The following is a 24,187-nucleotide window of genomic DNA, read 5'->3' on the forward strand; positions in this document are numbered from 1 at the left end:
ATCATGGCACAAGAATTCAAAAGAATCTCCGTCGTTGGGCTTGGCTACATTGGGTTGCCTGCCGCAGCGATGTTTGCCTCGCGCAAGATCGAAGTGGTTGGGGTCGATGTGAATGAGGCGGCGGTTGAAACCATCAATCGCGGCGAAATCCACATTGTCGAGCCCGATCTTGATCTTGTTGTCCATGCCGCTGTGACTGAGGGCTATCTGCGGGCAACGACTAAGCCAGAGCCAGCAGAAGCCTTCCTGATCGCGGTTCCAACCCCCTTCAGGGGTGAAAATCATGATCCTGATCTTTCGTATATTGAAGCGGCTGCGCAAGCGATCGCACCGGTTTTAGAATCTGGCAATTTGGTGATCTTGGAATCAACTTCTCCTGTTGGTGCGACAGAGGCGCTGGCCGATTGGTTGGCAGATGCACGGCCTGATCTTTCTTTCCCTCAAACCGCTGGTGAGCAGTCGGATATACGCATCGCACATTGTCCCGAGCGCGTTCTGCCTGGCAAGGTCATGCAGGAGTTGATTTCCAACGACCGAGTAATCGGAGGCATGACGGAGCTTTGTTCGCAGCTCGCAGCCGATCTTTATAAGGTTTTCGTCACCGCTGACTGTGTGATCGCTTCCGGTCCGCGCGTCGCAGAGATGGCCAAATTGACAGAAAACAGCTTTCGCGATGTGAATATCGCATTTGCGAACGAATTGTCATTTGTTTGCGACAGGCTTGATATTGATGTTTGGGAGCTCATTGCGCTGGCCAACCGCCATCCGCGAGTGAGCGTCCTGGAGCCAGGCGCTGGCGTTGGCGGGCATTGCATTGCCGTTGATCCATGGTTCATCGTCTCCTCTGCTCCAGAAGAGGCGCGATTGATCCGAACCGCACGCATCGTCAATGACGCGAAGCCGCAATGGGTGCTTGAAAAAGTAAGGGCTGCAATTGGCACTTTCCTAAGTGAAAACCCGACTAAAACTGCGACACAAATTGAGCTGGCAGTTTATGGGGTGGCATTTAAGCCCGATATTGATGACCTGCGCGAGAGTCCTGCGCTCGAAATTGCCCGAGTGTTGACCGCAGAGCATCCTGGTTCTGTCAAAGTGGTTGAACCCAACATCGATAGCCTGCCTGACATTCTGCAAGGTGCGACGCTTACCTCGCTCGACGAAGTAAGGGGGGCAGACATTCATGTGATGCTGGTTGATCATCGTTCTTTCAAACAGAGCTCACGTCCTGCAGGAAAAATCATCGATGTCCGCGGGGTCTGGGGGTGATCTCCTGGTCGAACATTCTTTCGAAGGCGCAATCATTATTCTCTAGTAGACTGGCAGCTGTCATTGAGCAGGCGGCGTATACGAGTTTCTCGTTCATCGTATTTGTTATTGCAATTACCCAGTATGAGACGGAGGTTTCGGCCTTTAACTTGGGTTTGGTTGCCCTTCTCAATCTCCCCGTCACATTCCATGCAATACAACTTGGCTGGCGGACGGATACGAAGTTTGATTTTTGGTTAGGTTCGAAGAAATTTCAGGCAATTTTGTTTGTGGTCACAGCTGCAGCCATATTGATCTTCGTTCGCAGCTCAGGGGTAGAGCTAGCGCCCATCCGATATCTTGAGTTCTCCTTGGCGTGCTTTGCAGCTGTGTGGTCTAATGGTTTAAGGTGGCTGTATATCAAGCAAGGTGACTTCTTGCCTCTGATGGCGATGAGTGGCGCTTCGATCCTGATTTTCGGCGGAGCGGAGTTTTTTGGCGGTTTACCCCGCGGGATGAGTGTTTTCACAGCAGTCGTCATCGCGAAATTGTTTTTTACGTTTGCTCTCATAGGGTACGCGGTGGTTCAAAAGCGTTTTGCATCCAATATGACTAACGCAGAGCGCGGCTTTGATGCCGGGACTTTAGCATTGGCATTTTCACGATTCTTACGGACCAATGGGACCTTCGTTGTCGTTGCTGCTTTCGCTCCAAATGCGGCGATCACAGGGCGCTTGGTTCAGCAGGCAGTAGCTTTGTGCCGGGTGGTCCAGAACCCTCTCGCGAACTACATGTTTTTTCATGATCGGGCAGTTGTTGGCAGTGTGATTTTGGGTCAAGTCGCATTTGGAGCTTTGGTTGCCTCGGCGTTCTATGTTGTGGGCGCTTGGTTTGATAGTGGATCGATCCAAACCATCGGTTCTATAGCCGTGTTTTGTTCGACCCTCGGCTTTGTTGGCGTTTTCATTATGCGCCAGCAAAACAGGAAGGGTTGGGGAATCATCTTTGAGACCTTCGCGGCTCTGACCTTCCTTCTGTTCGCCATTCTCTTGCCTGCTAGCGACGGTTTCATCATTGGCTTGCTTATCTCCGAGTGCATTTTGGCGCTAGCGGGGATACTTGCCATCAAACTGAGAAGACCGGTGTGATGAAAGAGAAGATCATTCTATTTTTCCATATCGAAAAATGTGGAGGGACCTCTCTGGTCGAGTTTTTCCGGCGCAATTTGCCTTTTCAAGCCTGTGAAGCGGTATCAAAAACCAATGCACTCACGCGTGCAGAGCTTGAACGGACGCTTAAGATCTATCCACGGTTGAAAGTGCTGTCTGGCCATAACCTCCAAGTGGAGACCATTGACTGGCTCGGTGATCTAGGCTTTGCGGTCGAGAGTTTTACGATCTTGCGCGACCCCATCGAGCGCGCGATCTCGGACTTTTTGCATGATTATCGAAAGGGGACTTTCTCTGGCTCGTTAAGCGAGTACGCTGACATTTCGTGGAAGCAGAACTACATTGCGAAATTTCTTGGCTCTGGCGAAGAGAGCCGCGGAATTGATGGCCTTAGCAAGCTTGATCATATCATTCGGATCGGCGATTCAGCCAATTTCGTGGCTCAGCTTTTGCAGAACAATCAACTGCCACAGAACTTTCTCTATGCAATTGAAAATAAGGCTTCGGGCGTCGTGCCTGACGAAGTCAAATTGGAGGATGGCGAGCGAGTTGGGCGTTATAGAATCCAGAAGAATGTCCATTCAAAACTGGTTGAGGTCAATCGATTAGACCTTGAGATTTTCCATCAAGCAGCGTTTACCATGCTCGATAAGGGTTCTGAGTCAAAACCAGAGCAAGCCAAGCGAGAAAAGTCTGCTAATGACTGGAAAAAGCTGGCGGCTTCATTGCAGCGCAATTTACTGTACAAACCATCAATGGGAATATGGTCTAAGCATTATGCATTACCCCGCAACCAATCCAGTCCGGATGCGGTCGCCGAAGACGATGCATTCAGGTAAAGCTTTTGTTTTTTGGGCTTTCCTTAGTGTATACCTTTCTTATATTTTCTTCTTCGACCTAAGAATATTAACAGCTCGTTTGGCAATATCGACTCCAGAACTCAGTCAATTATTGATCGTTTGGGGTATAGCGCTTGCTCCCTTCATCTTTTATTTTTTGTTGTCTATCCGGTTGACGAGAAATAACTACATCCTGCTTTCGTTGTGCGCAGTGTACGTTTTTGCGGGTCTTATTCTAGGTTTGGCGGTAGAAAATCCGGTTAGTGATCTTGCTGGTGATTTTTACAAAGCCCTGTTCATACCAGCCGGTGTTGGGCTGCATTTTGCATTTCGAGGCCAGCGAGAGTTTGTCGAAAAGTCTCTTTATGTCGTTGGTTCGCTATTTGTTTTGGCTAGGACCGTTCTTTTCATTGTGTCATTTGGCTCACTGTCTCGGCTGTATTATGGAACGAGTATGGATGCACTGATTGTGCTGATGGCGCTCAAGCGCTTCAATGCTGACTACTCTGGCATCCGTCGCACCAAATTTGGCAAGTTCAAGAGCATCGTGGTAATCGTCGCAGCCTTGGTTGGTCAAAAACGCAGCGTAGCTTTGGCCTTTTTGATTTACCTAGTTCACCGGCACACGCGATTGCTTGCGTTGGTCTCCGTGCTGAGTTTGATAGCTTTCTCCTATGTCGATGTTTCAGACTGGCGGAGCCTCGGTTTTGTCGGACGGTACCTGTCGGTAACAGACACGTCTTTCTTGGCTGAGAGCCAGTCGATGCGTGTCGCGGAAGTCGTAACAGCGTTTGCCGCCTGGACGAGCGGAGCGCTTGCGTTCCTAATTGGTCACGGGTTCGGCGCTGAAATTCTCGTTTATACTGGTCGCGGCGACTACGCTGAATGGTTGCACTCGCTCCATAATACCCCGATGGCGGTGGCTTATCGTTCGGGACTGCTAGGCCTGCTGTTGATGGGCTATCTGGTGTGGATCGGGCTTCTCGACATTTTGCGTGGAAGCAAGAGCGATGGTGCTATCTTGTTTGCCCTTTTCGCGGCATCGATCTTTTTCTTCTCATTCATCGACGAGGTGTTTATCGGCTACTTCGCAGCGAAGATCCTCGAATCCTCTAGATCCAGAAATTTGGCGACCAATTGAAGCAAATCCTTCAGAACCTTTCCTCCGGTGAATCCGAGCTTGTTGAGGCGCCAGTTCCGCAATTGCGGCGCGGCGGTGTGCTGATTGATACCACAATCTCGCTGATTTCCAGTGGGACGGAGCGAATGCTTGTCGACTTCGGAAAGTCCGGCCTGATCGCAAAGGCTCGCAGTCAACCTGACAAGGTCAAGCAGGTGTTGGACAAGGTTGCGACAGACGGGCTGCTCACCACAATCGATGCGGTTCAAGCAAAACTGGGACAGCCCCTTCCACTTGGCTATTGCAACGTCGGCGTGGTGAACGCCAGCGCTGCAGAAGGTTTTCAAGAGGGAGATCGGGTGATCTCGAACGGCCCTCACGCTGATGTTGTCTGCGTCTCGAAGAACTTATGCGCGAAGATACCCGCCAGTGTCAGCGATGAAGCTGCTGCTTTTACGGTGGTAGCCAGCATTGGCTTGCAAGGTATTAGACTGGCTAAACCAACCTTAGGAGAGGCTTTCGTTGTTACCGGGGTCGGACTGATTGGTTTGCTCACAGTTCAGATGTTGCGCGCACAAGGGTGCCGGGTGCTCGCGATTGATTTTGATGCTGCTAAGCTGGAGCTAGCCCGAGAGTTTGGGGCTCAGACATGCAACCCTGGCGCTGGAGAGGATCCAGTCGCTGCGGGCATGGCATTTAGCCGCGGTGTTGGCGTGGACGGCGTTATCGTAACCGCCTCGACCAAGTCCACTGATCCTATCACGCAGGCAGCCCAGATGTGCCGCAAGCGTGGCCGAATTATTCTGGTCGGTGTGACCGGGCTTCAACTAAACCGCGCTGACTTCTACGAAAAAGAGCTCAGCTTCCAAGTGTCCTGTTCCTATGGCCCTGGCCGATATGACCCAGACTATGAGGACCGCGGCAATGATTATCCAATTGGGTTCGTGCGATGGACAGAGCAGCGCAATTTTGAAGCTGTTCTTGATATGCTGGATAGCGGAGCGCTTAAGGTGGATCAGCTGATCAGTCACAGAGTGCCGTTTGAAGATGCACCGCGCGCCTATGATCTTCTGACGACGGACAAGACAGCGCTCGGCATTATGCTGACCTATGATCACCCAGTTGAAGCGCGTCATATTGACAAAGTTAACCTTGGGAGCGCGTCCTCAGAGTCCACCGGCAAGGCGGTGGTTGGCTTTGTTGGCGCTGGCAATTACGCATCTCGTGTTTTGATCCCAGCCTTCAAGCGGGCAGGCGCTGTCTTACAATCAATTTCTTCGGCGGGCGGAGCCAATGCGGTCCTGCATGGCCGCCAACTGGGGTTTGCTGAGGCCACCTCTGATACAGACGCTTTGCTGGCTGATGGGGCGATCAACACCGTAGCCATCGTCACCCGTCACAACAGTCACGCACACTTCACTTGTCAGGCATTGAGGGCTGGCAAAAATGTGTTTGTGGAGAAGCCATTGGCCCTCACTCACGAAGAGCTGGCCGACGTTCAGGCCGCTCATGCTGAGAGTGGCAGGCAACTCATGGTCGGCTTCAACCGCAGGTTTGCCCCTCACGTTCAGACAATGAAGGGTCTGCTCGACAAAGTTCATGCGCCCAAGAGCTTTGTTATGGTTATGAATGCTGGCGCGATTCCTGCCGATCACTGGACGCAAGATCCAGAAGTCGGTGGTGGTCGAATTATCGGTGAAGCATGCCACTATATCGATCTTATGCGGTTCCTTGCAGGATCATCAATCACCTCTGTTCAAGCGCGTCGTATGGGCGACAGCGACGCCGAAAACGTAACCGAGGATAAAGCTGCGATTATACTCGGCTTTGAAGATGGATCCTTTGGCACGATCCATTATCTGGCCAATGGCGGCTCTTCCTTTGCTAAAGAACGTATTGAGGTCTTTGCTGGCGATGGAACTCTCCAACTCGATAACTTCCTCACCCTGCGGGGGTTTAATTGGAATGGCTTCAAGAAAGACAAGCTTTGGCGTCAAGATAAAGGGCAGGATGCGTGCTCGGCGGCATTCTTGCGCGCTGTTGAGGAGGGTGCTCCAGCACCAATCCCAGCGGGGGAATTGTTCGAGGTTGCCAAAGTTTCCATCGATGTAGCTGAGCTTCTACGCGCCCAGATATGAGCAAACTCGCACTATTGCGGACATACGCGCGTCTGGGCGTTACCAACCTGGTCCGCGTAGGAGCGTACCGGATTGGATTGCGGACAGGTCTGCATCCGGTTCTAAAAATCAAAGCGGAAGTTGCAACTGGCCGGTTTTTTCGGACTTCCAAGCGAACCGAACTGGCGCCTGCCCCCAATCCAGATTGGGACGATGCAATTTTGCGATTTGGCTGGCATCGCGAGGCGTTGCCTGACGGGCCGCCAGCGTGGTTTCACAATCCGTTTGCGGAAGCGACTCAACCAGATGCCGCTGATAACTGGTGGGAAATCCCTGACTTTGCCGCGAACGATATCAAGGGTTTGTGGGAGTTATCCCGTTTTGATTGGGCGGTGGCATGGGCTACGAAGGTAACGAGCGGAGACGTGGCGGCGCTCACCAGGCTGAATGAGTGGCTTGCCGACTGGGCGTCATCGAATCCTCCTTACAGAGGCCCCAATTGGAAGTGTGCTCAGGAAGCTTCTATACGGGTCATGCATCTGATAACGGCGTCCATGGTGCTCGGTCAGACGGCGTCGCCTGAAGTAGGCTTGATCAGCCTTGTGAAAACACACCTTGAGAGGATCGCGAGAACAACCTCCTATGCCATTGGCCAGCAGAATAATCACGGCACGTCGGAGGCAGCTGCGCTCTTTTTGGGTGGTGGTTTCCTAAACGGTTATGACGAACGGGCGGCTCATTGGGAACAGCTGGGCCGGGAACTGCTCGAAGAGCGTGCTGTTAGCTTAGTCGCGCCAGACGGCAGTTTCAGCCAGTATTCAGTGACATACCACCGTGTGATGCTCGATACTTATTGTTTGGCTGAGGCGTGGAGGCGGCACCGTAGACTTCCAGAATTTTCAGATAGCCTGAAGACGAGGCTTAGCGCAGCGACGCGCTGGCTTGAGGCGATAACAGTCGCGGAAACGGGCGATGCACCCAACATCGGAGCCAATGATGGGGCCCGTCTAATCCCGCTCACGAATTGCGATTATCGCGATTTCAGGCCTAGTGTGCAGCTTGGTGCAGCTCTATTTGCGGGGCGTGATGCTTTTGGCGATGGACCTTGGAATGCAGCCCTAGATTGGCTCAATGTGAAGCGCGCTACAAATCGCGAAGCGCAGTCGAGCGTTACATTTGACGACGGCGGCTATCATGTACTTCGCGCTGGTGGTGCGCTCGCTGTGCTGCGCTATCCGCGCTTTCGATTCCGTCCGAGTCAGGCTGACGCCCTCCATTTGGACTTGTGGCACGGCGGACAGAATATTCTGCGGGATGCGGGTACCTTTAGCTACAACGCGAAAGGCTCTGAATGGTTTGGCAGCGCGGCTGCTCACAACACCATCACCTTTGATGCTCGTAATCAGATGCCTCGCCTGAGCCGCTTCTTGTTTGGCGATTGGCTTGAGACGGACAGCGTAGAGCCGGTATCGATAGGGTCTGATAGAACGGCGGCTGGTGCCAGTTACACTGACAAGTTTGGCGCGCATCATCGCCGGCAAGTGGAACTGACAGATAAAGGTCTAATCTGCCGCGACAATATTTCAGGAGATTTCGAAGAGGCTTGCCTACGCTGGCGCTTGCATCAGGCCGAGTGGCGCTTGGATGGTAATTGCGTATGCGTCGATGATACTTCGCTTTGTATTCGAGTTGAAGGCATACCGCACGTGCTTCCAAAGCTCGGAGTTACGCAAGAATCACGCTATTATCAGCTCAGCGAAGAGGTGCCGCAGCTCTCGATCACTGTTACTGGGCCAGCAACAATCACTACTGAAGTCTCTTTTTGACCATGCATATTTTGTATTTCCACCAGTATTTCACCACGCCTCAGGGGTCTGGCGGCACGCGCTCGTATGAAATGGCGCAAGCCATTCTGCGTGAGGGGCATAGTGTGACTATGGTTTGCGGCGGAGTCGCTGGAGGTAAAACCGGTTTGTCTGCCTCGTTTGAGGCTGGGCGTCGCCGCGGTGTGGTGGACGGTATTGATGTGATCGAGTTCGAGCTCGATTATGGCAATCATATGGGTTTTGCTCAGCGGGTCCGCGTATTCCTCAAGTTTGCATTTGCTTCGATCAAGGTCGCCTTGCGTGAACCTGCTGATCTTGTCTTCGCCACTTCCACCCCGTTGACGGCAGGAATTCCGGGAATTGTGGCGCGCTGGCTAAAGCGAAAGCCGTTTGTGTTTGAAGTCCGCGATCTTTGGCCGGAACTGCCAAAGGCTATGGGCGTGATCACTAATCCGATCGTTCTATGGCTGATGTCGATCCTTGAGTGGGTGTCCTACCGCAGCGCGGATCGCTGCGTTGGGCTGTCGCCAGGAATCGTCGAGGGCATTGCCGCGCGTGGCGTCGACAAATCAAAGATCGCGCTGGTACCGAATGGCTGCGATCTGGATTTGTTCAAAGGGCAAGTTGCCCCCTGGCGCCCCGAAGGTGTCGGTGACGATCAACTGCTCGCGATCTTCACGGGAACACATGGACCCGCCAACGGTCTCGACGCGATTCTGGATGCAGCAGTGGCACTAAAACAGCGCGGACGAAGCGATATCCGCGTCGCCTTAGTTGGGCAGGGCCGCGAAAAGGCTCGGTTGATGGAGCGTGCGAAACGAGAGCAGCTTGATAATGTGCTGTTTCTCGATCCGGTTCCAAAGACGCAGCTTACCGGCCTCATGGCTGGCGCTGATCTTGGGTTGCAGGTTCTGCGCAATGTGCCAGCTTTCTATTTTGGCACGTCGCCGAATAAGTTCTTTGATTACATATCTGCTGGCCTGCCGGTGCTCAACAATTACCCCGGTTGGCTAGCCGGTCTGATAGCCGAAAATGGATGCGGCTTTGCCTTGCCGCCAGAGCAACCTGAAGCGTTCGCGGAGGCGCTAATCAACGCCAGTGAAGATCGTGCAGCACTTAGAACTCAAGGTGAAAACGCAAGATCTCTGGCTGAGCGCGAGTTTTCGCGAGCACTGCTGTCGCGCAAATGGGTTGCTTGGGTTAGTGAAGAGCGCAGTCTTCCAGACCTGTCGTCTTGATTGTGGTGAAATGGAATCGGACATATGAAACGTTTTTTTGACATCATTGCGGCCCTTTCCGGGCTCCTTATTTTGTTGCCTGTGCTTTTCATTGTTGCCTTGCTGATTGCGCGTAAGATGGGGCGGCCAGTTTTGTTCCAGCAAGTGAGGCCAGGGCAAGGCGGAAAGCCGTTCAATATGGTCAAATTTCGCACGATGCGTGATGCGCTAGACCAGGGTGGCAGTCCGCTACCTGATGCCGAGCGATTGACTGGGTTTGGCCGGTTCCTGCGGTCGAGTTCGCTCGATGAGCTGCCAGAGCTTTGGAATGTGCTGCGCGGCGAAATGAGCCTGGTGGGGCCGCGCCCTCTACTTATGCAATATCTGCCGCTCTATTCACCCGAGCAAGCGCGCCGTCACGAAGTGAAACCGGGCGTGACGGGTTGGGCGCAGATCAATGGCCGCAACGCTTTATCGTGGGATGAGAAATTCGCCCTCGATGTATGGTATGTCGACAATCGAACGTTTTGGCTCGATCTCAAAATCATCTTTAGAACTATCGTGAAAGTTGTCCGAAAGGACGGCATTAGCGCTGCGGGCGAGGCAACGATGCCCCCATTTACTGGAGCATCCGAATGAGGATTTACCTTTCTCGGCCGCACATGTCTGGCCACGAAGAGACCCGTGTAGCGGAGGCATTCGCATCCAATTTCATTGCGCCAATCGGGCCCCAATTGGATGAGTTTGAGGCTGTGGTTTCTGATTATCTTGGCGGCGACAAGCACTGCGTTGCGCTTTCGTCTGGTTCAGCGGCGTTGCATCTCGCTCTGCGTCTGGCGGGCGTGGGCGAAGGCCATGAAGTTTGGGTTTCTTCCATGACTTTTGCTGGAGGGGTGTTCCCGGTGAACTATCTCGGCGCGCGGCCGCGGTTCTTCGATCTGAGTCCGCAAACTTGGACAATTGACTCCAAACTTTTGGCGCAAGAGCTTGAGCAGGCAGCGAACGAAGGACGATTGCCGAAAGCTATAGTACCTACAGATCTGTACGGCCAAAGTGTTGATCTAGAGGCGCTAGAGGCGCTGGCAGTCCAATATGATGTGCGGTTGGTGGTGGATTCTGCGGAGAGCCTGGGTGCATCCCATGGTGGCGGACGAAAAGCGGGAACAGGCGGGGATGCTGCGATCCTCTCGTTCAATGGAAATAAAATCATCACGACATCTGGCGGCGGTATGCTGGTCACTCGGCATAAAAGCTGGGCCGATGAAGCGCGCTTTTTGGCGACGCAAGCACGTGATCCTGCGCCTCATTATGAGCACTCGACCTTTGGCTATAATTACCGATTGTCGAATGTCTGCGCCGCAATTGGCCTGGGACAGATGCAAGTTCTGGGCGAACGGGCCGCACGGCGCAGGGATATTTGCCGGCGTTATGTCGATGCACTCAGCCGGCCTGGAATAGATTTTATGCCGGAGCCGGACGGCGCCTATTCGACCCGCTGGCTTACTGCACTGACTATCGACCCTGAGCTCGTGGGATTGACACGTGAGGACGTGCGTCTTGGCCTGTTAGAACATAAGATCGAGGCTCGCCCGCTTTGGAAACCGATGCATATGCAACCGCTCTATAGGGGCGCTACCTATCACGGTTCTGGAGTTGATGAGCGTTTGTTTGCCAATGGGCTATGCCTGCCCTCAGGCAGCGACATGACTGACGAACAGCAAGATGAGGTGATCGAACGTATTCTTGTAATGTTTGCGGCCAAGACCTAAGCTTAAGTTCAATTGAGCGCCCAAAAACCTTGGTCTACGCTACTCTGAATTGACTGCTTTTTTCGGCGCTGCTTCGCCGTCAGGCTGGTGATCGAACTCACTCACTAATTGGCCAAGCAGAGCGATGCAATCTCCGCTTGTGGTGGCTGTCTCGAGGCTCTCTAAATGCTGGTTGAATTCGGCCCACGGCAAAAAGTGCTCATGCGCCATCTTAATCCGGTCATGCCTGGTGCTTTGAGCATCGTTACCGATCAGTAGTTCTTCAAACAGTTTTTCACCCGGCCTGAGGCCAATTTCGGTGATTTCAATATCGCCAGTGGGATCGTCTTCGTCGCGGACCTTTAAACCCGACAGCTGGATCATCGTCTTTGCCAGATCAATGATCTTCACCGGTTTGCCCATGTCGAGTACGAACACTTCGCCTCCCTTTGCTAGACCGCCTGCTTGAATGACTAAATTGGCCGCCTCGGGGATAGTCATGAAATAGCGGGTGATGCGCTTGTCAGTCAGTGTAATGGGACCACCAGCAGCAATTTGACTGCGAAACAGTGGCACGACTGAACCGCTTGAGCCCAGCACATTGCCAAACCGGACCATTGAGAAACGCGTGTCGGTCCCTTTGGCTGCGTAGCTTTGTAGGATTTGTTCAGCGACCCGCTTCGTTGCACCCATGACATTGGTCGGGCGAACAGCTTTATCCGTACTAATCAGGATGAAATCGCGCACTTTGGCTGTGATAGCGGCTTTCACAACTTCGTGTGTGCCGAGCACATTATTACGTACGCCTTGTACAGCATTGGCCTCAACCAATGGCACGTGTTTGTATGCGGCTGCGTGATAGACGGTTTGCGGCCGGTGCTTCGTAAACACTTTGGAGAGTGCTTCCGGATCGCTTACCGAGCCTAGCACTGGCACAACCTCAAGTGATTTTCCAAGATCGGTTAGCAACCCACACAGTTCACGCTCAATTGCGTAGAGCGAATATTCGCTCATCTCGTAAAGCACGATTTTACTGGCGCTTTGAGCGACGATCTGACGGCACAGCTCGCTGCCGATTGAGCCTCCTGCACCTGTTACCATAACACTACGGCCAACAATAGTTCGACCGAGTAAGACTTCATTAGGGGCAACAGGTTCACGGCCCAACAAGTCCTCAATCTCAACGGGACGGGTATCGCTCAGCGAAACTTGCCCGCCGACAATATCCCGTGCTCGAGGAAGAATTTTCACTTCAACCGGATATTGCCGAAGTCGATGAAGGATTTCGCGTTGGCGGCGGCGCGAAACGCCTGGCAACGCGAGCAGGATGTCAGTGACGTCTCCCTTTGCGATGACGCGTTCCAAATCGCTACTGGCATATACGCGGTCACCGTCGAGGCGTTGACCGGCCAAGCGCGTGTCATCGTCAATATAGCCAACGGTTTGCATTTGCGGATCGGAGCGAATTGAACTTGCTAGCTGTTGGCCAGCTCGTCCTGCGCCATAAATCACCACTCGTCTGACCTCACCACTATTGGTTCTGCGATCAAGGATATCGATAAAGAAATAGCGAGCTGCGATGCGTGAACCGAGTAGCAACAAGAAAAAGGTAAGCGGTTGCAAGAGACCCATGGTACGCGGCACACCTGATAGGCCGTACACCATAAATACACCGAACATTGCCGCGGCATATGCGCTGAATGCCGGCACGATTGTGCGCATCATACCCACGCCAGCATAACGAAATATCTGATTATAGACGCCAGCAGACCAGAAGATCGGTACCATCAACACCAAGCCGCCAACCAGCAGAGTACGTATGGGTTGAGAGAATAGCTCCCACTGACCAATGCGCAAAGAATAGGCGATCAAAACCGAAGCAAGCAATAAGGTGAGATCCAGCCCAAATACGAGCATGCGCTTTCGGGCTCGCGACCAAGTCGAGAGCTGCTTCAATATGCCAACTAATAGGGCGATGAGTATTTTCATAGCTTTTGGACGCTCTATCTCGCAATTCTCAAGCCACCAAAAACGTCGCCTACACCTTGCTTATGACGCATGCAAGAAAGCGAACGCCCCAGCGAATTGGTAGACCGTAGGTCTTCTCCCCTTTCTTGTGCCTGCAATATCTGTAATGCGGACTCCATGATTTTCGCTCAACTTTGCAGGTCCATACCCAGGTGAATCGTTCTGTCGAAAAGAGCCGCTCATCCAAGTTGGGCCATACTGCTCCCTTAGTTTGGCTGGGCTTGTTCGCCTTTGTGGTGATTATGCTCGGCGGAAGCTCGCGCCCTGACGCGGTTCAAATTGCCGCGCTGCGTCCGTTGGCGGCGTTGTTTTTGATTCCAGCTCTGTTCGCGTTGAAATCTGAAGACTTGCGTGAAGCGAAAGCGCTTGTCGTTTTTGTTGGGCTAGCCGCGCTTTGGATCGCGTTTCAGCTTGTACCGCTGCCTCCCTCTTTGTGGGGGGCGTTGCCAGGTCGTGATTTGGTTGCGAACCTTGATCAACTAACCGGCACTGGGAGATGTTTGGCGTCCAATCGCATGGGTGCCAAGTCGAGGTTGGAACTCGCTTGCGAGCCTCATTGTGCCACTCTCTGCTTTGTTGCTCGCGTTGGCGATGCGGCCTACCTTGCGCATGCTATTGCTCATAGTCGCCTGCATCGGCCTGCTCGATGCCTTACTGGGTTTAGCGCAGGTTCTCACTGGGCGTTCGAGTCCGCTCTATTTTTACGCCATCACCAATCGCGGATCACCTGTAGGATTGTTTGCTAATGAAAACCATTCGGCGGTCTTTTCTGCTTTGGCACTTCTTGTCATAGCGCGGCTGTGGTCTTCTGCCGCAAAAGCAAGTGAACCGATCTGGCTACGCCTAGTTTATGCGCCTGCATTTATCGTGATCTTGCTATCAATTTTGGCGAGTGCTTCGCGAGCTGGTTTGATAACTGCCAGCCTTGCATTGCTTGCCTCATGCTTATTGGCGTGGTTGGCGATGTCGTCGAGACGTCCGACTAAACGCTCACATGAGATCGAAAAATGGCTGGCAAATCACCCTAGAACACTACTGGTATTGTTTGTTCTTCTGATCGTGGGGTTGTTGACGGCGTTTTATCAGCTTGATCGAGCGCCTAGTCTCGAGGGTGTGCTTGCCCAAGACAACTTTGGAGGCTTGCGAGCAAGTCTATGGCCGGTTCTCACCCTTATGATTCAAGAACATGGTGTTTTAGGTGTTGGATTTGGCTCGTTTGAAGAAGTCTATCATATCTATGAGCCTACAAAGATGCTGATGCCAAGTTATGTCAACCAAGCCCACAATGATTGGGCGCAGTTGATTATTGAGGGGGTGTTCCAGCAGTTCTGTTGTTGGTGGGGATCTTGGGTTGGTCAGCTTTGTCGGTGCTGCATTTTTTGCGTGGTGCAGAAATCTCGCTAGCAGCCGTCGTCTTCTGGGGGGCGTTGATTGCAATCTTAAGTGTTGCCTCGTTGGTCGATTATCCTGTTCGGACACCCATTTTTCAACTTCTCACAATCTGGCTTATGGTTTCGCTTATGATTGAAAGGCGTTCTCCTGACTAATTCCCTTTTTGGATGCCACGGGCCGCTCAACAGAGCAATAAAAGCGGTCAAAAGGTTAGAAAAACGGTTGGTAGGTAGTCAAAATGCGGTATGGCGATCGAGCAATCTTCGAAGGCAACCATGATTTCTTTTTTAAGCATGCATTTGCGGTAGGTGCGCTGGTTTTGCTCAGCGCTTGCGTAACTGATCGAACGTTTGGTGCCGCACCTGGGGTCGAAGTGACTGAACTTGAGCGATTGCCTGCTCCAACGCTCGACTTGTATTATACCATTGGACCGCAAGAGACATTGGAGATTCAGGTCGTTGGCGCAGAACCGTTAAGCGGTAGATTCCTCACCGATGAGCAAGGCGATCTGTCATATCCGCTGATCGGCAAAGTCAACGTTGGCGGTCTTCACCCGAGCGTCGCCTCAAAACTCATTGCGGACGGGCTACGCGACAAATTTTTACGTGACCCCCAAGTTCGTGTGATCCCTGAGGAGTTTACCCGTCCATCAATCTCGGTAGGCGGCCAAGTCGATAAACCGGGTAGCTATTCTGCAGTTGGTAAGCCAACTCTTTTGAGGGTCGTCAATCAAGCAGGTGGTCTTGCGCAATATGCTCGGCTCGACGATGTGCTGGTTATGCGTACCGTCGATGGGCAAAGGTATATTGGTGTATTCAATATCGCAGCTATTCAGCGCGGCAACTACGAAGATCCGCTGCTTTATGCGAATGACATTGTTATGGTTGGTGACAATCCAGAGCGCAGGAGACTGGATAACATTCTTCAGTTTGCGCCGCTTTTGACCTCCGCTGCTATCGTAATCGACCGATTGGGGCGTTGATCATGAACAACATGATAGATTCTGAGATGGCTGCGGCGCGGCCAGCGTCACATAACAGTTCTGGTTCTTATGAGGATCGCGAGAGTTTTCATCTCGACCTTGAGCGTTACCTGATTGAGGCGCGCGCGCTGAAGTTTTGGATTGTCGGAATCTTTGCCTTAGGCCTGTTGGTATGCCTGCTGGTGACTTTGCTCTCGACAAAGCTCTATCAAGCTAATGCTAGGATCGAAATCACTCAGGTTGCAGCCAATGTGACAGATATAGATCCACTTGAGAACGATGTTCAGGTCTCAGAACTTCAATACCTTAACACACAATACGAATTGCTTGAATCACGCTTTATGGCAGTTCGCGTTATGGAGGTTGGTAATCTGCTGCGCGATGAAGAATTTTTGGAAGTTTTCGACCTTCTAGAAGGAGACGAATTTTCGCAGAGCTTCGTTCAGGATCTTTTGCTCGAGAACATTAGTATCGAGCCAATCACACAGTCGAGCTTGGTTGATATCGGTTTTTCAAGCTCGTCAGAAGAGTTATCGGCACGTATAACCAACCTTTGGGCTCAAGAGTATATTGCTGCCAATTATGAAAAGCGCTTTGGGGCCAATATTGAGGCCCGTGATTTCTTGAGTGAGCAGATCGACGAGCTTCGTGAGCGACTTTCAGTCTCTGAGCAGGAACTGGTCGACTATGCGAATGCAAACCAGATTTTGGTCTTGGAAGGGGTGGATTCCGCGGCTGGTTCTGACACCGCTAGTCAGACACTTCTTGCGGCTGACCTGACGACTCTCAACCAAGCTCTAGCTGGCGCGGTCACGGATAGAATTGCTGCTCAAGCAGCCTTGACCTCTGGCGATTTTTCGGGACAGAATGTCAGCAATCAACTCAGATCAGAACTTGCCACCTCTGAGGCCGAATTGGCTCAGTTGCTTGCGATTTTTGGACCTGAGTACCCCCCGGTGCTTGAAAAGAAGGCGCAAGTTACCTCGTTGCGCGATTCGATCGCCTCAGGCGCGCACGCGGCTTTGCAGGCCGCTACCATTCGTGAACGAGATCTGCGCGCGCAGCTAGACCGTGCGAAGTCACGGTTTGTCGGACAACAGGATCAGGGTATACAATATGGCATCCTAAAACGTGAAGTTGAAACCAACCGCGAGCTTTATGATGCCTTGCTACAACGCTTTAAGGAGCTTGAGGCCTCGGGCGCAGGCCAAAATAATATCAAACTGATAGATATGGCAGGTGTTCCTGAGGAACCTTATGCGCCATCACCTGTGCGTAATGCCTTGATCGCGCTTCTAGCCAGTCTCGCCTTGGCGGCTGGACTCGTCTATCTTCGCGTGATCTTAAGCCAGACTCTGCGCGATCCACAAGATGTGCCGCGTCGCTTGGGTATTCCTGCGCTTGGTATCATTCCAAAGATTCGTACCGACGAAATCGCTGCTGAAATTCTGTCGCGTTCGTCGGAATTGAACGAGGCTTACAAATCGGTAAGAACCAATCTCACATTCTTGACGCCGCAAGGCGCCCCGCGCGCTTTAATGGTGACGTCTTCTGTGCCCGCCGAAGGTAAGAGCATCTCCTCAGCCGCCTTGGCAACGAGCTTTGCGCAATTGGGCAAGCGAACTTTGCTTATTGATGCCGATTTGCGGAACTCGAAGCTGGCAGATACGCTTGGCGTTACGGGCCATGGAAAAGGTGGTCTTGCGGCCTTGTTAACCAATGAGGCGTCTATCACGGAAGAGGCCATCGGATTAGAGGATTTTGGCTTCGACTACGTTCCAATAGGGCACAAGCCGCCCAATCCAGTCGAATTGCTTGCCGGTTCGCGCCTCAAGCAATTAATTGACCAGGCTCGCGATCAATATGAGCAAATTATTATTGATGGTGCACCAATGCTGTCGCTTGCTGATGCAATCGAGCTATCGCGTGCAGTCGATGGCGTAATCTACGCAATCGAATCTGATCGGGTAAAGATGCGTGCGATTGAAAGTTCACTCGACCGGCTACGCCGCACGGGTGCGCAAGTGTACGGTGCGTTGATTACCAAAGTTGATGAGAATAACGCGGCATACGGTTATGGCTACGGTTATGGCTACGGCTACGGTAGCACTGACGAAGCCGAGGGTACTGGTCAAAAAGCCTGATGGGCAAGCGGCCTATGAGCTCGAAGAAGTGGCCCAAGTTAATTGGTGTCTCAACGCTTGCACTCGCGCTTGCCGTCGCGCTTACTTTGCAGGCCGCCAGTGGTGTCTTGTCCAAACCCTCCCCAGAATTAGCAACGAAACTCTTTTCAGCGAATGGTCAAGCTACTGAAAGACTGGCTTTCCAAACCTTCAAAAACGGCATCACTGATCCGACAGAGACACACGCCGCCGCTACTGCTGCTGCAACGCAGGCTCTGGCCGCCTATCGCGCAGATGTTTTGACGCCGCGAGCACTCGCAATCCTGATCATGGCTGAAGCAGACGACCAGGCACGTCGAAAGATGCTAAGGAGCGCAGCTCAAATGAACAGACGCGAGGCATCTCTGCAGTCCTTGGTCATCCAAGATGCGCTGGCGAATGATGAATACTCACGCAGCATTGATGCGCTCGATCAAGTCCTTCGGGTTCACCCAGAGTTGAGAGAGGATTTCTTTCCAATTCTTGGAGATGCGCTGGCACAAGAGGAGACTATTCCGCTGTTTGCTGAAATGTTGGATGGCAGCTCAGACTGGCATGAGCGGTTCCTGTCGTATGCTATCACCCAGCCCACGCTGCTACCAAATGTGGCTGTGCTTCGGCCTCAGATCACTGTTGAAAATGAAAACCTCGACCGCCGGTTGATCTTTGGATTGGCAGGTCTTGGAGATTTGACCGCCGCTCAAGAGGTGCTGAAAGCTGCGACTGGGCGAAACAGCACTCTGGCCAGTCTTGGAACACTGGATTGGCGGGCGGATTTTGCGCCGTTTGATTGGAGTTTTACAGACAAAACAGGGCTGCGTGCCCAATTGAGTCGCAATAAAGCAGAACTCGAACTGTTTGCACGACCTGGCCGGGGTGGACCTTTGGCAACGCGCCTATTGGCTGCGCCCGACGCGCCGTTTTCGATCACAATTGATCACCGTGTCGCACAGAAAGAGCAGGCACGTGACGTCCGTTTGCAACTAATCTGTAGCGGAGAAACCACGCCCTTTCTTGACGAGCGCTTTGGCGATAGCCCGCAAACGTTCGAGATTAATGCTTTGGGTGAAGGATGCGACTATGTTGCCCTTGCGTTGGTTGGACGCGCTTGGTCAGGCCGAAGCCCCCTTAACGCTGCTATTCGCTCAATTGAGATCACTCAGTAGTAGCCGTTATCCTGCCGCTCGCCTCATGACACTGTAATATCAGGCGCATCTTCTTGTTTCATGCCGACCACGTGATAGCCGGCGTCCACGTGCTGGACCTCGCCGGTTACGCCGCTGGATAGGTCGGACAGGAAATAGAGCGCTGATCCGCCGACCTCGTCGATGGTGACGTTGCGGCGCAGCGGCGCATTATACTCATTCCATTTAAGGATATAGCGGAAATCACCAATCCCGCTTGCAGCCAGCGTTTTAATCGGTCCCGCACTGATCGCGTTCACCCGGATACCGGCTGGCCCCAGATCATTGGCGAGATATTGCACGCTGGTCTCCAGCGCCGCCTTGGCCACACCCATCACGTTGTAATGCGGGATGACCTTCTCCGCGCCATAATACGTCAGCGTCAGAATACTGCCGCCCCCAGAGCCGTCTTCTTGCAATGGTGGCATCATTTCTGCCGCGCGCTTGGTAACGGCGACCAGTGAATAGGCCGAGATGTTCATCGTCATCAGGAAGTTATCGAGGCTGGTGTCGACATATTTGCCGCGCAGTTCCGATTTGTCGGAAAAGCCGATTGCATGCACCACGAAATCCAGCGTGTCCCAGCGCTGTTTGAGTGTGTCGAAGGCGCTATCGAGCGAGGCCATATCCGACACATCGCACTCAAACACAAAGTCGCTGCCGAGCTGTTCAGCAAGCGGTATAACGCGTTTTGCCAGCGCATCACCCTGATAGGAAAATGCCAGCTCAGCGCCTTGCTCAGCCAGTTGCTTGGCGATGCCCCAGGCAATCGACTTGTCATTCGCCAGGCCCATAATCAGCCCGCGCTTGCCCTGCATCAGACCCTGACCAGCCGTTCCCATCGCATCCTCCTTGTCACTCTTTATCTGCGTCTTGCGCGCCGCCGTCCTCGCCCACAGGCCTGCTGTCACTGTCAGGCTCTGCGAGGGCCGCATTCAATTCCGCGCCGATCACCAGCCCTAGCCCCACCAGCCAGAAAAAGAAAAGCGCGATCATGATCCCGGCAAAACTGCCGTAGGTGAGATTGTAGGTGAAAAAGCTGCGTAGGATCGGTGGCAGCGCGCTGGAGACGCCCAGCCACCAGACAGCGGTGAACAAAGCGCCGGGCCATTTGGGATACGCCTTTGTGCGGTAGGCGGCGGGCGTCAGCGTGTAGAACAGCAAATAGAGCGAGCCGAACAGGCCAAAGGCGGGGATAATGCGCGACAGGCGCAAAGTGCCCACCGCCTCGGTCAATTGCGGGAAGCGCGCATCGATCACCTGTTGGGCCGCGCCAATTGCGACCTGCGCAAAGAGCGAAACCATCAGCAGCACGACCGCGCCCAGTATCAATCCGGCGGACAGCAGGCGGTATTTCCAAAATGCATGGCTGGCGACCGTGCCATAGGCGCGGCGCAGAATGTCGCGAATGGTTTCAACCAGGCTGGATACCGTCCACAGCGCAATCCCGGCGCCAATCCACAACAACCAGCCGCTGCGCGCGCCCATCGTATTGTTGGCGACCGGCGCGATAGTGTCAGCGACGATCGGCGGCATCGCGTTAAGGACGGTTGCGATCAGCCCAGCGCTGTTTCCCTCGCCGCCAACCAGCTCAAACAAAGCCGCGCCAAGGATAAAGAACGGGAAAATGGCCAGCATGGACAGATAGGCAAGATTCCCGGCGTGGATAAAGCCATCATTATATGTGCCGATTACGGTCCGTTTCACGACTGTGAATGCGCGTGAGCCCGGACCAAGCACGCCCAATACTTTGCCGCGCACTGATAGAGGTGCCTCGTCAGTGCTCATCAGCCCTTGAGTGTCAGCCTGAGCGTTGAGGCAGGCGCGGCGCGCCTCTGGAGAGAGCGAGCGCACCTCGCGTATGTTGTGATCGGGGAGGCCTGACTGCGCGCGCATGAGTTTACGACCTAATGATCACAGGCCAAATTTCTCACGCGGTTTGTCTGGATCGCTCCAATCGCCGATCTTGTCGGACAGGGCATCAAGATCTTCGGGCAATTGGATCTCCAGCGTCACCAATTGATCGCCTCGCTTGCCGCCTTTTTTGGTCCAGCCTTTACCGCCCAATCGCATAATTGTGCCGCCATTGGTGCCGGGCTTAATGGTCAGCATCACCGGACCATCGACCGTCGGGCATTTGACCTTTGCGCCGCGGATCGCCTCATCCAGAGTAAGCGGCAAGTCCATGCGGATATGATCGCCATCGCGGCGGAAGAACGGGTGGCTGCCGACCTCGACAATCACCAGACCGTCGCCTTTGCCGCCGGGGCCATCGTGACCCTTGCCCCTCAGGCGCATCTGTGTGCCGTCTTCGACGCCGGCGGGCAATTTCAGATCAATCGTCTTGCCATCGGCAAGGGTGATGCGTTGGTCCACGCCCGCGGCGGCATCAATGAAGGGAACAGCCAAGCGATATTGAATGTCTGCGCCTTTTTTGGGTGGAGGCGTGGGGCGTGCGCCAAATCCGCTACGCCTTTGCCCGCCGCCCATTCCGCCTCTAGGTCCGCCGCGCGGCTTTCCACCGCCAAACAGGCCTTCGAACAGATCGCCAAGGTCCATATCGTCTGGGCTGAACCCGCCAAGGTCATCCGCACTGTAGCTGCGCCGTGCGCCGCCGCCGCCAAATCCGCCTCCTGGGCTGCCACTGAACCCGCCAAAGGGGTTTGTGGGGTTGCCCTCCATATCAATTTCGCCGCGATCAAACTGGGCACGTTTGGCGCTGTCAGACAGCAGATCATACGCCTTGGTCGCATCGGAAAAGCGCTCCGAGGCTTTGGGATTGTCCTTGTTGCGGTCAGGATGAAGCTCTTTGGCGAGCTTGCGATATGCGCTCTTTATCTCCTTTTCGGAGGCGGTGCGGGCAATGCCAAGGGTGCTATACGGGTCAGCCATCGCGTATTAGCTAAGTGTAACAGTCCCCCGGCGCAAGCGTGCACGTGCGCTTGTCCTGAGTGATGCCAGAGGCGCATGGCGCTTGGCCTACCTTTTTGATGTAAGTTCTGAATTTCACTGGGCCGTGTATTTATTGCGATGAAAGGCAATAGAAAACGCGTCGACCAAGTGAATGTTAACCATCATTCACTATATTGTAATGTAAGCTGCACAATAGCGGTTTCGTTATTTCTAAATAAGGGTCACTCAGATGATTAAGAAGAATGTTTTTGCAGCTTTGGCTGTTCTCGGCCTGGCAAGCGCACCAGTGATGGCGCAGGTTGCTGCACCGGTAGAAGCTGAAAGCGAACTGGGCGGCGGCAGCGCTGGTATTGTGGCTGCTGGCTTGATTGCTGGTATTATCGCAATTGGTGTTTTCGCCTTTGCTGACGACGATGATGCGCCAGTTAGTCCATAACACGCTTTAGCGTTTTAAAGATTGTCGGCCCGGCCTCCATTGCGGAAGTCGGGCCGTTTTCATTTGCGTATGAGAAGCGCGTTTCGCGCCTTTGCGGCATTGCGCTTTCCTACTTGCGTGCGGGGCTGTAATTCTCGTTGCATGATGGCCCAAACATCCCACATGATTGCCATGCGAAGTGGTACTGTTTCTAGACTGGCGAGGCCGAGAGGTTTTTGCCTCTGGACAGTGTTCCAGGTGTTCCAAGCGTGGCTGAGGTGCGGTGAAGCGAGTGGGAAGTGCAATGAGTGATATGGCTTTGAATGCAGCGCAATTGGCGGATAGCGCGATCCCCTCTGGCGCGGATCCCTACGCCCTGTTCGACGAGTGGTTTGCGCTTGCCAAAGCGAGCGAGCCGAACGATCCCAATGCGGTGGCAATAGCGACTGCGAGCGCTGATGCTGCGCCATCGGTCCGGATGGTCTTGCTGAAAGAGCATGGGCCGCAGGATGCACCGGCCGAGATCGGAGGCGGCGGCTTCACCTTCTACACCAATACACAAAGCCGAAAAGGCAGCGAAATTCTCGCCAATGCTCAGGCGAGCATGCTGTTTCATTGGAAGAGCCAGCGCCGCCAAATCCGTATCGAAGGGCGCCTTTACGAGGTGACGCCTGAGCGCGCCGATGCCTACTTCCACTCGCGCCCGTTCAAGAGCCAGGTTGGCTCTGCCGCCAGTGAGCAGTCACGCCCGCTCGCCAATAGGCAGGCCTATGTTGATCGCGTTGAGCAATTGCGCGAGGAGCACGAGGCAGACGGAATAGTGCCGCGTCCGGCGCATTGGACTGGCTTTACGCTGGTGCCCAGCCGGATTGAGTTCTGGCTCGACCGCGACAATCGCCTGCATGACCGCCGCCTGTTTGAGCGCATGCCAGCGGGCGGCTGGTCCGACACACTGCTCTATCCGTAAGGGGCCACGTAATGACGCAGACAATACCCTATTGGCATGTTGACGCCTTCGCAGCTGACGCCTTTGGCGGCAATCAGGCTGCGGTCATGGTTCTGGATGAGTGGCTGCCCGACGATGTGCTCGTCAAAATTGGCGGTGAGAACATGTTTGCGGAAACCGCCTTTGTGGTGCGCGATGAGACTGGTGAAGCAGATTGGGAGCTGCGCTGGTGCACGCCAACCTATGAGATCGCGCTGTGCGGCCACGCGACCTTGGCGGCTGGTCACGTGCTGCTGTCTCATCACGAATGGGGAGGCGAGAACGGCGGGCGCGATGCCGTCACCTTCCGCACGCGCAAGTCAGGCATTCTTGAGGTTAAGCGGGCAGGCGAGGGCTACGAAGTGGCGCTACCCGCGATCCGGACCGAGCCTCGTCCGCATCCGGAGGCGGTCAGGATGCTCGGCGCAGAGCCGCTGCTCGTCCATCGTAATGACACGCTTTACAATATCTTCCTCTATGAAAATGAAGCGCAGGTCCGAGCACTGAAGCCTGACCTGAAAGCGTTGGGCGCTCTGGGCGTGGACCAGTTCGATTGCACAGCGCCGGGCGACAACAGCGACATTGTGAGCCGGGTGTTTGTGCCCGGTGCAGGCGTGGATGAGGACAGCGTAACCGGCTCGGCTCACGCAGCGCTGACGCCGTTCTGGGCCGAGCGGTTGGGCCGCGACAGCTTCACCGCGCATCAGGCATCGGAGCGCGGCGGTGACCTAACTTGTCGGCTTGATGGGGAGCGTGTCTGGCTGGGTGGGCCATGCGTAACCGTGGCGGAGGGTGTGTTCTACGTTTGAGTGTCTTGTCCGCGTGTTGTGCCACCCGCTACCTAG

General features: G+C 53.9%; 20 protein-coding genes. 16 read left to right on the forward strand and 4 right to left on the reverse strand.

Annotated elements, in window-relative coordinates; translation table 11 throughout:
• Window positions 1–3 precede the first annotated feature (3 nt).
• The 9 genes from wecC to AC0V6O_RS00300 are packed head-to-tail and all read left to right on the forward strand — an operon-like array spanning window position 4 to window position 11,302.
• Window positions 4–1,266 (forward strand): UDP-N-acetyl-D-mannosamine dehydrogenase, encoded by a 1,263-nt coding sequence (wecC, locus tag AC0V6O_RS00260; RefSeq protein WP_486141005.1) that lies wholly within the window; start codon window positions 4–6, stop codon window positions 1,264–1,266.
• Window positions 1,263–2,393, forward strand: a complete 1,131-nt coding sequence (locus tag AC0V6O_RS00265) for a hypothetical protein (protein ID WP_486141006.1) — start codon at window positions 1,263–1,265, stop codon at window positions 2,391–2,393. Before wecC ends, AC0V6O_RS00265 begins: the two co-directional genes overlap by 4 nt.
• Window positions 2,393–3,253: a hypothetical protein gene (locus tag AC0V6O_RS00270; protein WP_486141007.1), complete on the forward strand. Its 861-nt coding sequence runs from the start codon at window positions 2,393–2,395 to the stop codon at window positions 3,251–3,253. The genes AC0V6O_RS00265 and AC0V6O_RS00270 overlap by 1 nt, the downstream gene beginning before the upstream one ends.
• Window positions 3,240–4,394: a hypothetical protein gene (locus AC0V6O_RS00275; protein ID WP_486141008.1), complete on the forward strand. Its 1,155-nt coding sequence runs from the start codon at window positions 3,240–3,242 to the stop codon at window positions 4,392–4,394. Before AC0V6O_RS00270 ends, AC0V6O_RS00275 begins: the two co-directional genes overlap by 14 nt.
• Window positions 4,391–6,511, forward strand: a complete 2,121-nt coding sequence (locus tag AC0V6O_RS00280) for a bi-domain-containing oxidoreductase (protein ID WP_486141009.1) — start codon at window positions 4,391–4,393, stop codon at window positions 6,509–6,511. Before AC0V6O_RS00275 ends, AC0V6O_RS00280 begins: the two co-directional genes overlap by 4 nt.
• Window positions 6,508–8,316: a heparinase II/III family protein gene (locus AC0V6O_RS00285; RefSeq protein ID WP_486141010.1), complete on the forward strand. Its 1,809-nt coding sequence runs from the start codon at window positions 6,508–6,510 to the stop codon at window positions 8,314–8,316. The genes AC0V6O_RS00280 and AC0V6O_RS00285 overlap by 4 nt, the downstream gene beginning before the upstream one ends.
• A gap of 2 nt (window positions 8,317–8,318) precedes the next feature.
• Window positions 8,319–9,554: a glycosyltransferase family 4 protein gene (locus AC0V6O_RS00290; protein ID WP_486141011.1), complete on the forward strand. Its 1,236-nt coding sequence runs from the start codon at window positions 8,319–8,321 to the stop codon at window positions 9,552–9,554.
• Between the two features lie 24 nt (window positions 9,555–9,578).
• Window positions 9,579–10,172: a sugar transferase gene (locus AC0V6O_RS00295; protein WP_486141012.1), complete on the forward strand. Its 594-nt coding sequence runs from the start codon at window positions 9,579–9,581 to the stop codon at window positions 10,170–10,172.
• Entirely contained in the window at window positions 10,169–11,302 is a 1,134-nt protein-coding gene (locus tag AC0V6O_RS00300; protein WP_486141013.1) for a DegT/DnrJ/EryC1/StrS family aminotransferase, read from the forward strand. The genes AC0V6O_RS00295 and AC0V6O_RS00300 overlap by 4 nt, the downstream gene beginning before the upstream one ends.
• Window positions 11,303–11,341: 39 nt before the next feature.
• Here the strand turns inward: AC0V6O_RS00300 and AC0V6O_RS00305 are convergent, their stop codons facing one another.
• Window positions 11,342–13,198, reverse strand: coding sequence for a polysaccharide biosynthesis protein (locus tag AC0V6O_RS00305; RefSeq protein WP_486141014.1), 1,857 nt, complete (start codon window positions 13,196–13,198; stop codon window positions 11,342–11,344).
• Window positions 13,199–13,918: 720 nt separating this feature from the next.
• Between AC0V6O_RS00305 and AC0V6O_RS00310 the strand changes: the two genes are divergently transcribed.
• The 4 genes from AC0V6O_RS00310 (at window position 13,919) to AC0V6O_RS00325 (ending at window position 19,011) form a co-directional block, all read left to right on the forward strand.
• A complete protein-coding gene (locus AC0V6O_RS00310) occupies window positions 13,919–14,713 on the forward strand; it encodes an O-antigen ligase family protein (protein WP_486141015.1) in 795 nt (264 codons plus the stop codon).
• Between the two features lie 361 nt (window positions 14,714–15,074).
• On the forward strand, window positions 15,075–15,683 hold the full coding sequence (locus AC0V6O_RS00315) for a polysaccharide biosynthesis/export family protein (protein WP_486141016.1): 609 nt from the start codon (window positions 15,075–15,077) through the stop codon (window positions 15,681–15,683).
• Between the two features lie 2 nt (window positions 15,684–15,685).
• Window positions 15,686–17,827: a GumC family protein gene (locus tag AC0V6O_RS00320; protein ID WP_486141017.1), complete on the forward strand. Its 2,142-nt coding sequence runs from the start codon at window positions 15,686–15,688 to the stop codon at window positions 17,825–17,827.
• 14 nt (window positions 17,828–17,841) lie between these two features.
• A complete protein-coding gene (locus AC0V6O_RS00325) occupies window positions 17,842–19,011 on the forward strand; it encodes a hypothetical protein (RefSeq protein WP_486141018.1) in 1,170 nt (389 codons plus the stop codon).
• A 23-nt stretch (window positions 19,012–19,034) separates the two neighbouring features.
• Here the strand turns inward: AC0V6O_RS00325 and fabI are convergent, their stop codons facing one another.
• The 3 genes from fabI to AC0V6O_RS00340 are packed head-to-tail and all read right to left on the reverse strand — an operon-like array spanning window position 19,035 to window position 21,921.
• A complete protein-coding gene (gene fabI, locus AC0V6O_RS00330; protein ID WP_486141019.1) occupies window positions 19,035–19,871 on the reverse strand; it encodes an enoyl-ACP reductase FabI in 837 nt (278 codons plus the stop codon).
• Between the two features lie 13 nt (window positions 19,872–19,884).
• Window positions 19,885–20,925 carry a YihY/virulence factor BrkB family protein gene (locus tag AC0V6O_RS00335; protein WP_486141020.1) on the reverse strand — a complete coding sequence of 347 codons (1,041 nt, stop codon included), beginning with the start codon at window positions 20,923–20,925 and terminating at the stop codon, window positions 19,885–19,887.
• 18 nt (window positions 20,926–20,943) lie between these two features.
• Window positions 20,944–21,921: a DnaJ C-terminal domain-containing protein gene (locus AC0V6O_RS00340; RefSeq protein WP_486141021.1), complete on the reverse strand. Its 978-nt coding sequence runs from the start codon at window positions 21,919–21,921 to the stop codon at window positions 20,944–20,946.
• A 250-nt stretch (window positions 21,922–22,171) separates the two neighbouring features.
• Here AC0V6O_RS00340 and AC0V6O_RS00345 point away from each other — a divergent pair, with 250 nt between their 5' ends.
• From AC0V6O_RS00345 to AC0V6O_RS00355, 3 genes are all read left to right on the forward strand, one after another.
• Window positions 22,172–22,378, forward strand: a complete 207-nt coding sequence (locus tag AC0V6O_RS00345) for a hypothetical protein (RefSeq protein WP_486141022.1) — start codon at window positions 22,172–22,174, stop codon at window positions 22,376–22,378.
• A gap of 283 nt (window positions 22,379–22,661) precedes the next feature.
• On the forward strand, window positions 22,662–23,324 hold the full coding sequence (gene pdxH / locus AC0V6O_RS00350; RefSeq protein WP_486141023.1) for a pyridoxamine 5'-phosphate oxidase: 663 nt from the start codon (window positions 22,662–22,664) through the stop codon (window positions 23,322–23,324).
• An 11-nt stretch (window positions 23,325–23,335) separates the two neighbouring features.
• Window positions 23,336–24,151, forward strand: a complete 816-nt coding sequence (locus AC0V6O_RS00355) for a PhzF family phenazine biosynthesis protein (RefSeq protein WP_472640287.1) — start codon at window positions 23,336–23,338, stop codon at window positions 24,149–24,151.
• Window positions 24,152–24,187 lie beyond the last annotated feature (36 nt).

This window comes from Erythrobacter sp. JB2-19, assembly GCF_057365005.1.